The following is a 12856-nucleotide window of genomic DNA, read 5'->3' as shown; positions in this document are numbered from 1 at the left end:
GCTCATGCCAACCCGAGCTGCTTGAGCACGTCGGCGACTGCCTTGTCCTGCTCGGTGAGGAAGGTGCCGAACTCGTCGCCGGTGACGAACGCGTCGGTCCAGCCGCGCTTCGTCAGCTCGGCCTTCCACTCCTCGGAGTCGTGCATCTTCGTCAGCACGTCGATCCAGACCTTCTTGTCGGCGTCGCTGATGCCGGGCGGCGCCACGATGCCCCGCCAGTTGGTGAAGACCAGGTCGATGCCGGCGGACTTCAGGGTCGGCACCTCCTTGAGCGCCTCGATCGGGGCCTCGCTGGTCACCGCGAGGACCCGGATCTGGCCGGCCTCGACCTGGTCGAGGAACTCGCCGAACCCGCTGGCGCCGAAGGCCACCTTGCCGCCGAGCACGGCGGGCAGCAGTTCGCCGCCGCCGTCGTACGAGACGAAGTTGACCTGCTTGGGGTCGATGCCGACGGTCTTCGCGAGCTGCATGGGCAGCAGGTGGTCCGGGCCGCCGGGCGAGGAGCCGCCGCCGACCGCGATGCCCTTCGGGTTGGCCTTCCACGCCGCGACCAGGTCGTTGATGGTCTTATACGGGGAGTTCTTCGGCACCACGATGGCGCCGGCCTCCTCGATCATCTTGGCCAGCGGGGTGGTCTGGGTCAGCGTCGCCGCCGACTTGGAGGTGTACGAGGCACCGACCACGCCCAGGCCCATCTGCATGGCCAGCTTGCCGTTGCCCTTCTCGTTCACGGTCCGCTGAAGGCCGACCGTGCCGCCCGCGCCGGGCAGGTTGAACACCTGGACGCCGGTGGCGATCTTGGCGTCCTCCATCACCTTCGCGGCGGTCCGGGCGGTGGTGTCGTAGCCGCCACCGGGGGTGTTCGGGACCATGATCCGCAGTCCGCTGACCGGCTTGCCGTCGTTGCTGGAGCCGCCCTCGTTCTTGTCGGCGGTGGCGCCACAGGCAGCCAGGGCCAGCGCCGTGGCGGCGGCGACCCCCATGACCAGCACGTTTCTCCTAGTTGCCATCTTGTTTCTCTTCCGTTTCGAATGAGTCCAGCGGCAAGATGGTGGCCTCCACCCGGGCAGCTTGTCTGCGTTGTGTCACCAGCGGAAGTTGAGGTCTTTGTGGTCGCGGTCACGTCCCGGCGCCGCACGCTCGCCGGGCAGCTGCTGATCCTCCAGCTCGCGATCATCGTCGTGGTGCTGGTGGCGGTCGCCGCCGTCTCGCTGGCCCAGTCCGCGGCAACCTTCAACCGGGTCGAGGGGCGCCGGGTCGCCACCCTCGGCGAACGGCTCGGCGGCAGCCCCCTGCTCCGCGACCAGCTCGACCAGCCCGCGCCGGGCGAGGCCATCGCTCCGCTGGTGCAGAACACCTTCACCCAGTACGGCGTCACCTCGGTGACCGTCGCGAACGCCCGGGGTCGGGTGGTCGCCTCGACCAACCCGACGCTCGTGGGCAGCCTGGTGGTGCTCGGCGACCCAAGGGTGGCGGACGGCCGGAGCTGGTTCGGCGAGCTGGAGATCGACGGGTCGCGGCAGCTGGTGGCACAGGTGCCGGTGCTCGGCGACGACCCGAAGACGAAGAAGAACCTCGGGCGGTACCTGGGCGTGGTGGTGGTCGGCGAGGCGGCGCCGACCTGGTCGGAGCGGCTCGTCGGCGCCTCGTCCTACCTGCTCACCTACCTGGGCATCGCCTGCGGCCTCGGGGTGGTCGGATCGTGGCTGCTGGCCCGTCGGATCAAGCGGCAGACCCTCGGCCTGGAGCCCCGGGAGATCGCCGGGCTGGCCGAGCACCGGGAGGCGCTGCTGCACGGCATCGCCGAGGGGGTGATCGCGCTGGACCCGCAGCACCGGATCACCCTGGTCAACGCGGTCGGCCGACGGCTGCTCGACCTGCCCGAACACTGCCTCGGCCGCAGCCTCGCCGAGCTGCGGATCAACGGCCGGCTGCGGGACGTCCTGGCCGGCGCGGGTAGCGGCCCGGAGGCCCGGGATCAGGTGGTGGTCCGGGGCGGCCGGGTGCTGGTGATGAACCGGATGACGGTCCGCAAGGACGGCCACCGGCTCGGCTCCGTCACCACGCTGCGGGACCGGACCGAGCTGACCCGGCTGGAGCAGGAGATCGGCTCGTTCCGCAGCACCACCGAGCTGCTCCGGGCGCAGACCCACGAGTTCGCCAACCAGTTGCACACGATCTCCGGGCTGATCCAGATCGGCGAGCACGACGAGGTGGTCCGGTACGTCGACGCGCTGAGCCGGCACCGCGCCTCGCTCGACCTCACGGTGACCAGCCGGATCCACGACACGGCGGTGGCGGCGCTGCTGATGGCGAAATCGGCGGTGGCCGCCGAGCGCCGGGTGGAGCTGCGGGTCTCCGACCGGACCGGGCTGGACCGGCTGCCGCCGGAGCTGGCGGCGGACGTGGCCACCGTGCTCGGCAACCTGGTGGACAACGCGGTCGAGGCGGTGGCCGGCGACTCGTCCGACCGCCCCGCCTGGGTGGAGGTCGAGCTTCGCCAGGACGCCGCCTCGGTGGAGATCGTGGTCCGCGACTCCGGCCCCGGGGTCGCGCCGGAGCTGGCGCAGGAGGTGTTCACCCACGGCTTCACCACCAAGGCGGCCGAAGGCGGCGCGCGCGGCATCGGCCTCGCGCTCACCCGGCTGGTCTGCCACCGCCGAGGCGGCGAGGTGGCCGTGGCGAACACCGACGAGGGCGCGATGTTCACCGCGCGGATGTCGGTGCCCGCGAACGTGCGGCAGGAGGCGCGATGATCGACGTACTCGTCGTCGACGACGACTTCATGGTGGCCCGGATCCACCGTGGCTTCGTCGAGCGGATCGACGGCTTCCGGGTGGTCGGCGCCGCCAGCACCGGCGAGCAGGCCGTGGCCGCGGTGGACCAGCTCCGCCCCGACCTGGTCCTGCTCGACCTCTACCTGCCCGACATGTTCGGCCTGGACGTGGTGACCCGGATCCGGGCCGCCGGGCACGACTGCGACGTACTGGTGATCAGCGCCGCCCGGGAGGCCGAGGCGGTCCGCCGGGCGGTCCGCTACGGCGCCGTCAACTACCTGCTCAAGCCGTTCGGCTTCGACGAGCTGCGCAGCCGGCTGGAGCAGTACGCCGCCCGCCGCACCGCGCTGCGCGCGGCCGTCGTCGCCGACCAGGCCGACGTCGACCGGGTGCTGTCCCGCAGCGGCTCGCCCGCCGCCACCGCGCCCATGCCCCGGGGCCTCAGCCCGGAGACCGCCGAGCTGGTGGAACGCGCCCTGCGCGAGCATGAGGGGACGCTCTCGGCCAGCGAGTGCGCCGACCAGGTCGGCATCTCCCGGGTCAGCGCCCGCCGCTACCTGGAGCATTTCTCCGGCACCGGCCGAGCTGAGGTGACCCTCAAATACGGGGCCGCCGGCCGCCCCGAGCGCCGCTACACCTGGGTGGCCTGACCGGTCCGCATCGACCAGGGCCGGTGCGGGCTTAGCCGGCGGCGGCGTCGACCTGGGCGCGGGCGGTGTGCTTGGCCGCCTCGGCGACCGCCGGGAGCTGGGGCACGACGTCACGGTTCCTGCGCCCCACTCCGAGATCTTGGAGAGTTGCCGTTCGCCTGGAACGGCAACTGTCCAAGGTCCGGATACGCCGCTGGCCGGCACCCCGGGTTTCGGGGTGCCGGCCAGCGGTGGTTGTGTGTGGGTCAGCTGTTCCAGTGCTGGTGGACGATGTCGGTGGCCTGCTGCTCCCACTGGGCGTAGGCGTCCGGGTAGGCCGACACCTGCACGGTCTGCGCGGCCTCGGTCAGCGGCATGGTCTCCCAGCCGTCGACCTGCTTGAGGCCCTTCTCGAACGCCAGGGTCGCGTACTCGGGGTTAGTGATCTGCTCCGGCGTACCCCAACCACTGGAGGGGCGCTGCTGGAACAGGCCCAGCGAGTCGTGGTCGTTGGCGTCGCCGAGGTGGCCGAGGTTTTCCAGCTTCGACTCCTGCAGGCTCGTGGCGATGGAGATGACCGCGGCCCGCTCGGGCAGGCCGGCCTTCTTCGTCGCCGCGATGATCGCCTTGGCGTTGGCGGTCTGCTCGTCGTTCAGGTCGATGTGCGACTGGGCGCCCTGCACGCTCACCGCGACCGGCTTGGTGCTGTTCACCGGCTCGGCGGCGTGGGCGGCGACGGGACCGGCGAAGACGCCACCGGTGAAGGCCAGACCAGCAATACCCAGCACGCTCTTACGGAAGATCGTGTTCATGAGGGGTAGCTCCGTTCGGGGGTTGGCGCACACGCACCGACGGGGGTCGGCTGGGGGTGTGCGCAAGCACCACGTCAGGCGCTCAAGAAAGTCTTGGGGGGATCATCCAGGCGGACGGGGCGGGGGCCTCTTCGTCGCGCCGGGACCATGTACAACGACCGGCCGGCCACCATCATTCCCGGCGGCTGGGGCACCCGCCTCGACGGGCGGGTAGGGGGGCCGGTCACCCCGTCGGGCGGGGCGTGGTCCTCGGTCGTTCACCGGGTATAACGACCCCCACCGGCCGGCCATTCCGCCGCCGGGATGCCGCCGGTCACCCCGCGAACCGGACACTCCGCCCACCCGCGCACGATCGGTGGAACGCCATGGGTGCATCCGGGCCCCGGAGACACCCATGGCGTTCCACCCACCACCCGAGACCGGGCATGAACCGGACATCCGGCCCAGGCTGACTGCCCGCGTCGGCGCAACGTGACGACGTGGACGGATCGGCGCGTCCGCGCCAGCCCCACCACGGGCGACCCAGCCCGGCCCGCTTTGCTCTGCAGCCATCCACGCACCACCCTCCGCTCCGCAGCCGCTGCGTGGATGGCTGCAGAGCGAAGGCGGTGGTGGCGCACCTGCCGCCCGGCAGAGCCGGTGCGGATCAAACGGACAATCGGTCAGCGGGCGGCGGTCACGGCTCGAACTTGTAGCCCAGGCCCCGGACCGTGACGATGTAGCGCGGGGCGGACGGCTCCGGCTCGACCTTGGAGCGCAGCCGCTTGACGTGCACGTCCAGCGTCTTGGTGTCGCCCACGTAGTCGGCGCCCCAGACCCGGTCGATGAGCTGCCCGCGGGTGAGCACCCGGCCGGCGTTGCGAAGCAGCAGCTCCAGCAGCTCGAACTCCTTGAGCGGGAGCTGCACGGCGGCGCCGTCGACGGTCACCACGTGCCGCTCGATGTCCATCCGGACCGGCCCGGCCGCCAGGGTCGGCGCACCGGACTCGGTCGCGTCGGCGGTCTGCCGGCGCAGGACGGCCCGGATGCGGGCGACCAGCTCGCGCGGCGAGTACGGCTTGGTGACGTAGTCGTCGGCCCCGATCTCCAGGCCGACCACCTTGTCGATCTCACTGTCCCGGGCGGTGACCATGATGATCGGCACGTGGGACCGCTGCCGGAGCTGGCGGCAGACCTCGGTGCCCGACATCTCCGGCAGCATCAGGTCGAGCAGCACGATGTCGGCGCCGGTCCGGTCGAACTCGGTGAGGGCGGAGGGACCCGTCGCGGCGACGGAGACCTCGAAGCCCTCCTTGCGGAGCATGTAGGACAGGGCGTCGGAGAACGATTCCTCGTCCTCCACCACCAGTACGCGGCTCAACGGGGTGTTTCCTTTCCTGTGGTCAGACCTGCCGGAGCTCGGCCGGGCCGGCCTCGATCTCAGCGGAGGAGAGTGTCGCCTCCAGGTCGTCCGGGGGGCGGGCGGGCAGCCGGAGGGTGAACGTCGACCCCCCACCAAGAGTGCTCGACACATCCACCCGGCCGCCATGGTTGCTGGCGATGTGTTTGACGATGGCCAGGCCCAGGCCGGTGCCCCCGGTGGCCCGGGAGCGAGCCTGGTCGGCCCGGTAGAACCGCTCGAAGATCCGGTCGACCTCGTTCGGGGCGATGCCGATGCCCTGGTCGGCGACGGCGACCTCGACGTGCTCGTCGGTGGCCTGGGCGGTCACCCGGACCGTGGTGTCCTCGCCCGAGTAGTTGACGGCGTTCTCCACCAGGTTCGCCACGGCGGTGGCGAGCTGGCTGTCGCTCCCGTACGCGGTGAGCCCCCGCTGCCCGTCGACGACGATCTCCACGTGCCGGGCGGTGGCCGCGGTGCGGGTCCGGTCGATCACCTCGGCGATCACCCAGTCCAGCGAGACGGGTTCGGGGGCGGGCTGCGGCTCGGCGCCCTGGAGGCGGGTCAGCTCCAGCAGCTCCTGCACGAGCCGGCCGAGCCGGGTCGACTCGTGCTGGATGCGCTCGGCGAACCGCCGGGCGGCGACCATGTCCTCGGACAGCTCGGCCGGCCCGTCGCCCGTCGGCTCGGTGGCGTCGACAAGCGCCTCGGCGAGCAGTTGGAGGGCGCCGATCGGGGTCTTCAGCTCGTGGCTCACGTTGGCCACGAAGTCGCGCCGGACCCGGGCCAGTCGGTGCGACTCGGTGACGTCGGCGGCCTCGATCGAGATGTAACCGGCGCCCAGCCCCATGGCGCGCAGGTGCACACCGAGCGGGTTGTCCCCCGCGCTGTCGCGACCGCGGGGCAGGTCCAGCTCGATCTCGCGGCGCACGCCGGTGCGGCGGACCTGCCCGGCGAGGGTACGGATCAAGGGGTGCGCGGCGATGGAGCCGGGTGTCGCCCCGGTGCGGAGCAGGCCCATCGCCCGGGCGGCCGGGTTCACCAGCACCGGCATGTCGTCCGCGTCGAGCACCACCACGCCGGCGCGCAGCGCGTCGACCGTCTTGCGGCCGAGCCCGGAGAGCCCGCCCTGCTGGTCGTCGGGAATTGCGAGCCTCCCTGAGCTGCGGCGGGAGGCGCTGCCTCCCGGCGACACCGGCCGGCGCCGCCGCCATTCCTGGACGGGTCCGGACAGCAGCAGGCCGGCGACCAGTCCGGTCACCAACGCCACGGCCACCGCGACCGCCACCGCCCATTCCACCCGGCGATCGTAGGGTCATTGTTAACCCGGCCATCGGGCAGAACGGGACGAACCACTCTCACTTTCGGGAATGTTCACTCGCGGGCCCCGCGTCGTTCACCCGCGTTCATCTTGACGCCGGCTCCCCGGGCCTACCGTGGGTCGCGCACCTGCTCACGCCGTATCCGGCCATCCGGTCGGAAGGGCGAACACCGACCCCAGGAAGTGACGATGCGCGACGAGTTCCGGGCCGACCTGCAGATTGTCAGCCAACTGCTGGTGGACATGGCCGAGGGGGTGCGGGCGGCCATGCGACAGGCCACCCGGGGCCTGCTCACCGCGGACCGCTCCGCGTCCGAGACGGTGATCGCGCGGGACGCCGAGATCGACGAGCTGTACCGGCACGTGGAGGAGCGGGTCTGCGACCTGCTGGCCCGGCAGGCGCCGGTCGCCTCCGACCTGCGCGCCATGATCACCGCCCTGCACGTGGCCGCCGATCTGGAGCGGATGGGCGACCTCGCCGACCACGTCGCCAAGACGGCGCTGCGCCGGCACCCGTCGCCGGCGGTGCCGGCCGAGCTGCGCCCGGTCTTCACCGACATGGCCGCCATCGCCGACCGGATGGCCGAGAAGATCGCCTCGGTGCTGGCGAAGCCCGACGCCGACCTGGCCGCCGAGCTGGACCGCGACGACGACACCATGGACGACCTGCACAAGAGCCTCTTCGGCGTGCTGCTCGGCGATGACTGGCCGTACGGGGTGGAGACCGCGATCGACGCGACCCTGCTGGGCCGCTTCTACGAGCGCTTCGCCGACCACGCGGTGAACGCCGGCGAGCACGTGGTCTACCTGATCACCGGCGAGACCGCGCCCTCGGCGAGCTGAGCCGGACACGACGAAGGCCCCCGGTCACCCGGGGGCCTTCGTCGTCGGCGTCAGCGGCCCTGGTTGGCGACCGCGGCGGCGGCCTCCTTGGCCGCGTCCGGGTCCAGGTAGGTCCCGCCGAGGACCTGGGGGCGCAGGTTCGTGTCCAGGTCGTAGCGCAGCGGGATGCCGGTCGGGATGTTCAGCTTGGCGATCGCCTCGTCGGAGATCTCGTCGAGGTGCTTGACCAGGGCGCGCAGCGAGTTGCCGTGCGCCGCCACGAGCACGGTCCGGCCGGCCAGGATGTCCGGCACGATCGAGTCGTACCAGTAGGGCAGCATCCGTTCGACGACGTCCTTGAGGCACTCCGTACGCGGCATCAGCTCGGTCGGCAGCAGCGCGTAGCGGGGGTCGCCGACCTGCGACCACTCGTCGGCGTCGTCGATCGGCGGCGGCGGGGTGTCGTAGGACCGGCGCCAGAGCATGAACTGCTCCTCGCCGTACTCGTCCAGGGTCTGCTTCTTGTTCTTGCCCTGCAGGGCGCCGTAGTGCCGCTCGTTGAGCCGCCACGACCGGCGCACCGCGATCCAGTGCCGGTCGGCGGCGTTCAGCGCCAGCTCGGCCGTGCGGATGGCCCGGCGCATGACGCTCGTGTGCACCACGTCGGGCAGCAGGTTGTGCTCGCGGAGCAGCTCACCGCCGCGCCGCGCCTCGGTCTCGCCCTTGGCCGTCAGGTCGACGTCAACCCAGCCGGTGAAGAGGTTCTTGGCGTTCCAGTCGCTCTCACCGTGCCGCAGCAGGACCAGCGTCCCGACGGTGGGCCCCTCGCTCGCAGTCATGCGGATCATCCTGCCGTACCGCGTCGGCGGACACGCGGGGACGGGTCGTGACGACCACCACGTGGAAAAGCTGATGACCGGCGTTCCGGGGCGGGACTAGGTTGTAAGGCGCTGAGGATAGCTCGGTCATTACCAAAACGGGGGCGCGGGGATGCGGTCGGTGCGGGGCTGGTTCGGGGACACCACAGGCGGGCTGCCGAGGACCTTCTGGTACCTCTGGACGGGCACCCTGATCAACCGGCTCGGCTCGTTCGTCCTGGTCTTCCTGGCCATCTACCTCACCCAGGAGCGCGACTTCTCCGCCTCGCAGGCCGGCCTGGTCATCGGGCTCTGGGGCGTGGGCGGCGCGGTCGGCACCACGATCGGCGGCACCCTGACCGACCGGTGGGGACGCCGACCCACCCTGCTCACGGCGCACCTCGGCGCGGCCACCATGATGGTCGCGCTCGGCCTGGCCCGGCCGCTCTGGGCGGTGGCGCTTGGCGCGCTGCTGCTCGGCACCTTCGCCGAGGCCGCCCGTCCCGCGTTCGGCGCCATGATGGTCGACGTGGTGCCGGAGAAGGACCGGCTGCGCGCCTTCTCGCTGAACTACTGGGCGATCAACCTGGGGTTCGCCTGCGCCGCGGTGCTGGCCGGTGTCGCCGCCCAGTCCGGCTACCTGCTGCTCTTCCTCGTCGACGCGGCGACCACGCTGATCACCGCGCTGATCATCTTCACCCGGGTCGGTGAGACCCGGTCGGCGCACGCCGGCCCGGTGAGCAAGGGTGCGGCCGCCCCCGCGGGGGCCCTGCGGACCATCCTCCGCGACCGGGTGTTCCTGGGCTTCGTGGCGCTCAACCTGTTCGGCGCGCTGGTCTTCCTCCAGCACATCTCGATGCTGCCGATCGCCATGGGCGACTCCGGGCTGAGCCCGGCGACCTACGGCTCGGTGATCGCGCTCAACGGGGTGCTCATCGTGGTCGGCCAGCTCTTCGTGCCCAAGCTGATCAAGGGCCGGAGCCGCTCGCACGTGCTGGCGCTCGCCGCGCTGGTCATGGGCCTCGGGTTCGGGCTGACCGCGTTCGCCGACACCGCCTGGCTCTACGGCCTGACCGTGCTCATCTGGACGGTCGGCGAGATGCTCAACTCGCCGTCCAACGCCACCCTCATCGCCGAGCTGTCCCCCGCCGCGCTGCGCGGCCGGTACCAGGGCGCGTTCTCGCTCTCCTGGCAGCTCGCCGGGGCGACCGCGCCGGTCCTCGGCGGCCTGCTCCGGGAGCACGCCGGCAACACCGCCCTCTGGCTGGGCTGCGCCGTGGTCGGCGCCGTGATGGCGGTGGCCCACCTGATCTCCGGCCCGGCCCGGGAGCGGCGCGCGGCCCGGCTCCGCGGCGCGGGTGCCCTGGTCACGCCGGTCACCGTGGTCCGGACCCCGGTGCCGGAGGCGGCCGAGGCGGCGGCCACCGCGCCGGCCGAGCCGGTCCGCGCCGCCTCCTGAGGTACGCCGTCCGGCGGTCGTGATCAGCGCCACCAGGCGAACGCCGGGACGGGCCACTACGGTCAGCAGAGCGGATCGGTTAACAAACTTTCCCAGGAGGACGGGTGCGCGGCCTGCGGCGCTGGTGGGACGACACGGCCGGCGGACTTCCCGCCACCTTCTGGTACCTCTGGTCCGGCCTGCTCATCAACCGGGCCGGCGCCTTCGCCATGCTGTTCCTGTCGCTCTACCTGACCGCCTCGCGGGGCGCCTCGCCGTCGCTCGCCGGCCTGGTGGTCGGGGCGTACGGGGCCGGTGGCGCGGCCGGCACGCTGCTCGGCGGGGTGCTGGCCGACCGGTGGGGCCGGCGGTCCACCCTGCTCGCCGCCCATGTGGCCGCGGCCGGCCTGATGGTGGCGCTGGCGTTCAGCCGGCACCTGGCGGTGATCGCCGTGCTGGCCGCGCTCGTCGGGGTGGTGCACTCGATGCCCAGCCCGGCGTTCGTCGCCGCCATCGTGGACGTGGTGCCCGAGGCCCGCCGCTCACGCGCGTTCAACCTGCAGTTCTGGGCGTTCAACCTGGGCATGGCGGTGGCCTCGCTGCTGGCCGGGGTGCTCGCCGAGGCCAGCTTCCTGGCGCTGTTCCTGGTCGACGCCGCGACGACCCTGGCGGCCGCCGTGGTCATCGCGCTGAAGGTCCCGGAGACCCTGACCCGCCGCCCGGCGGTCACCCTGCGGGCGGTGGCGGGCCGGCGGCCAGGGCTGCACACCGCGCTGACCGACCGCACCTTCCTGACCTTCGTGGGGCTGACCTTCCTGCTGGCCGTGCTCACCATGCAGACCTCGACGATCATGCCGCTGGCGATGCGGAGCGACGGGCTGCGCCCCTCGGCGTACGGGCTGGTGGTGGCGCTCGGCGGCGCGCTGATCGTGGTCGGGCAGCTCTTCGTGCCCCGGCTCATCGAGCCCTACCGGAAGTCGACGGTCCTGGCGGTCTCCACCGGGCTGATGGCGCTCGGCTTCGGGGCGCTGACCGTCGCCGACGGACTGCCGCTCTACCTGGGCGCGGCGGTCGTGTGGACGGTCGGCCAGATGCTCGCCGCGCCGCCGAACGCGCAGATCAACGCGGATCTCGCCCCGCCCGAGCTGCGGGCCCGCTACCAGTCGGTGTTCTACCTGACCTTCCCGGCCGCGTCCTTCGTGGCGCCGGCGCTGGGCGGGCTCAGCCTCCAGCACCTCGGTGAGCGGCACTGGCTGGTGGTGGGTGCCCTGGGCCTGGTCGCGGCGGCCGGTCACCTGCTCGCCGGGCCGCCCCGGGAGCGCCGGGTGGCCGCGCTGCGCGCCGCGGCACAGCGGTCGGAGACGGTGTCGGCGGGGCACTGAAACGTCCCCGGAAACGGCTCGAGCGCCCACCACGACCCCCGTCGTGATGGGCGCTCGGACCGTACGCCCGGCGGCGGCGGGCGACCCTCACCCCCGTAAGCGTCGCCCGCTCGCGCCGCCGGTCCACGGGTGGCACCGTCCCCCAACGGTGAACTCCACCCGATCCCTCGCACCTCGCTTGCGCGGATCTGATCGATCCGCCGCTCCCCCGAACGATTCCAAGCGTGGCGCGGTGCAATAAAGTTAGTTCGCCCGGATTCCGGATTCAACCCGGATCGCTGTCTTGCCCGTCACAGCACCCGTGTCGGAAACCCGGCTGTCCCTGCTCCGGTCTCTTCCCTGGCCAACAAGCGAATCCCCGCCGGCCATTCCCCTAAACCTCAGCCGTCCTCGCGATTCGGGTTCTCGGTCCGGAAGAAGTTGCTCTGCCGGCCGTCCCGCATCTGCTCCTGGTAGATCAGGTTCAGTCCGCGCAGGTCGAAGGTCCGGAACCAGTCGTCCCAGCTGACCTCGCGGATCCGGCTGCTCTCCCGGTATCCGGGGATGTTGAACGTCAGCACGCCGGGGCGATCGTCGCGCTCCGTGCCCGCGATCGTGGCGGGCTTGGCGTTGCGGGCCCGGGCCCACCGCTGGATGACCTCGTGGTTGGTCGTCACCAGGCTCCGCCCGGGACGTTCGGGGCGATCGTCCAGAGACATGATCTGCTGGGACGAACCCACCGACCGGGACGCCGACCGCCCGCTCCGGATCTGGGTGGTCGTCGCGGCCGTACCCCGTGCCAGGGCCGGCCCTGGTGCGGCGGCCGCCTTCCGCGCCGGGGCCGCCTTCGCCCGGGTGCCGGCCGCCTTCCTCGCCGGCACCGCCCGGGCACCCGTGGCCTTCCGCGCGGGCGCGGCCTTCGCCCGGGTGCCCGCGGCCTTCTTCGCCGGGGCCGCCTTGGCGCGAGCGCCCGCCGTCTTCTTCGCGGGCGCGGCCTTCGCCCGGGCACCCGCCGTCTTCCGCGCGGGGGCGGCCTTCGCCCGGGTGCCCGCGGCCTTCTTCGCCGGGGCCGCCTTCGCGCGGGCACCGGTGGCCTTCGCGGCCGGCGCGGCCTTGGCCCGCGACGGCGCGGTCCGGCGCGCCGCGGTCGTCTTCTTCGCCGCGGCCGTCTTCTTGGTCGCCGACGGGCGGCCGGCCGGGCCGGTGCTCTTCCGGGCCGCCCCGCCCTGCTCGGACCGCAGCGTCCGGACCATGGTCTTCACCAGGTCCGGCTTGCGCATGGTCGAGATCCCCGAGACCCCGCGCCGGCGCAGCTGGCCCCGGATGTCGTCGACCTTCATCCGGGAGATCTCGGATTCGTTGATGCCCGGGGTGTTCGCCGTCTGGTTGCCCGGCTTGCGTTTGGTCGCAGTCGTGCCGCGACTTGAGCTGTTGCGCTGAGCCATGGGACACGCTCCTCGA

At 72.3% G+C, this 12856-nt stretch carries 11 protein-coding genes; 5 read left to right on the top strand and 6 right to left on the bottom strand.

What is annotated here, in order from left to right; all coding sequences use genetic code 11:
* Positions 1-2 precede the first annotated feature (2 nt).
* Positions 3-1010, bottom strand: coding sequence for a tripartite tricarboxylate transporter substrate binding protein (locus NFX44_RS08225; RefSeq protein WP_262282907.1), 1008 nt, complete (start codon positions 1008-1010; stop codon positions 3-5).
* A 99-nt stretch (positions 1011-1109) separates the two neighbouring features.
* Between NFX44_RS08225 and NFX44_RS08220 the strand changes: the two genes are divergently transcribed.
* Positions 1110-2756: an ATP-binding protein gene (locus NFX44_RS08220; RefSeq protein WP_262282906.1), complete on the top strand. Its 1647-nt coding sequence runs from the start codon at positions 1110-1112 to the stop codon at positions 2754-2756.
* Positions 2753-3427: a response regulator gene (locus NFX44_RS08215; RefSeq protein ID WP_262282905.1), complete on the top strand. Its 675-nt coding sequence runs from the start codon at positions 2753-2755 to the stop codon at positions 3425-3427. The genes NFX44_RS08220 and NFX44_RS08215 overlap by 4 nt, the downstream gene beginning before the upstream one ends.
* Before the next feature lie 245 nt (positions 3428-3672).
* Here the strand turns inward: NFX44_RS08215 and NFX44_RS08210 are convergent, their stop codons facing one another.
* The 3 genes from NFX44_RS08210 to NFX44_RS08200 all read right to left on the bottom strand — a co-directional run bounded on the left by NFX44_RS08210 (position 3673) and on the right by NFX44_RS08200 (position 6896).
* Positions 3673-4218 (bottom strand): hypothetical protein, encoded by a 546-nt coding sequence (locus NFX44_RS08210; RefSeq protein ID WP_262282904.1) that lies wholly within the window; start codon positions 4216-4218, stop codon positions 3673-3675.
* Between the two features lie 676 nt (positions 4219-4894).
* Positions 4895-5578, bottom strand: coding sequence for a response regulator transcription factor (locus tag NFX44_RS08205; RefSeq protein ID WP_262282903.1), 684 nt, complete (start codon positions 5576-5578; stop codon positions 4895-4897).
* Positions 5579-5600: 22 nt separating this feature from the next.
* Complete coding sequence (locus tag NFX44_RS08200) at positions 5601-6896, bottom strand: cell wall metabolism sensor histidine kinase WalK (protein WP_262282902.1); 1296 nt, start codon at positions 6894-6896, stop codon at positions 5601-5603.
* Positions 6897-7106: 210 nt separating this feature from the next.
* Between NFX44_RS08200 and phoU the strand changes: the two genes are divergently transcribed.
* Entirely contained in the window at positions 7107-7760 is a 654-nt protein-coding gene (gene phoU, locus NFX44_RS08195) for a phosphate signaling complex protein PhoU (protein ID WP_262282901.1), read from the top strand.
* Positions 7761-7810: 50 nt separating this feature from the next.
* Here phoU and NFX44_RS08190 read toward each other — a convergent pair whose 3' ends face one another.
* Positions 7811-8578 carry a phosphoglyceromutase gene (locus tag NFX44_RS08190; protein ID WP_262282900.1) on the bottom strand — a complete coding sequence of 256 codons (768 nt, stop codon included), beginning with the start codon at positions 8576-8578 and terminating at the stop codon, positions 7811-7813.
* Positions 8579-8729: 151 nt separating this feature from the next.
* Between NFX44_RS08190 and NFX44_RS08185 the strand changes: the two genes are divergently transcribed.
* A complete protein-coding gene (locus tag NFX44_RS08185) occupies positions 8730-10055 on the top strand; it encodes an MFS transporter (RefSeq protein WP_262282899.1) in 1326 nt (441 codons plus the stop codon).
* Positions 10056-10159: 104 nt separating this feature from the next.
* Positions 10160-11416 (top strand): MFS transporter, encoded by a 1257-nt coding sequence (locus NFX44_RS08180; RefSeq protein WP_262282898.1) that lies wholly within the window; start codon positions 10160-10162, stop codon positions 11414-11416.
* 380 nt (positions 11417-11796) lie between these two features.
* On the opposite strand, the gene NFX44_RS33240 is transcribed toward NFX44_RS08180, so the two are convergent.
* A complete protein-coding gene (locus NFX44_RS33240; RefSeq protein WP_315974579.1) occupies positions 11797-12840 on the bottom strand; it encodes a hypothetical protein in 1044 nt (347 codons plus the stop codon).
* Between the last annotated feature and the right edge of the window lie 16 nt (positions 12841-12856).

This window comes from Micromonospora sp. MA102, assembly GCF_025460765.1.
Lineage (GTDB): Bacteria > Actinomycetota > Actinomycetes > Mycobacteriales > Micromonosporaceae > Micromonospora > Micromonospora halotolerans.
This window is presented reverse-complemented; position numbering and strand designations above follow the sequence as displayed.

Excerpts from the sequence above, each read along its gene's own strand:
- NFX44_RS08215 (WP_262282905.1), top strand. The coding sequence starts at position 2,753 with ATGATCGACGTACTCGTCGTCGACGACGACTTCATGGTGGCCCGGATC.
- NFX44_RS08190 (WP_262282900.1), bottom strand. The coding sequence starts at position 8,578 with ATGACTGCGAGCGAGGGGCCCACCGTCGGGACGCTGGTCCTGCTGCGG.
- phoU (WP_262282901.1), top strand. The coding sequence starts at position 7,107 with ATGCGCGACGAGTTCCGGGCCGACCTGCAGATTGTCAGCCAACTGCTG.
- NFX44_RS08185 (WP_262282899.1), top strand. The coding sequence starts at position 8,730 with ATGCGGTCGGTGCGGGGCTGGTTCGGGGACACCACAGGCGGGCTGCCG.
- NFX44_RS33240 (WP_315974579.1), bottom strand. The coding sequence starts at position 12,840 with ATGGCTCAGCGCAACAGCTCAAGTCGCGGCACGACTGCGACCAAACGC.
- NFX44_RS08210 (WP_262282904.1), bottom strand. The coding sequence starts at position 4,218 with ATGAACACGATCTTCCGTAAGAGCGTGCTGGGTATTGCTGGTCTGGCC.
- NFX44_RS08225 (WP_262282907.1), bottom strand. The coding sequence starts at position 1,010 with ATGGCAACTAGGAGAAACGTGCTGGTCATGGGGGTCGCCGCCGCCACG.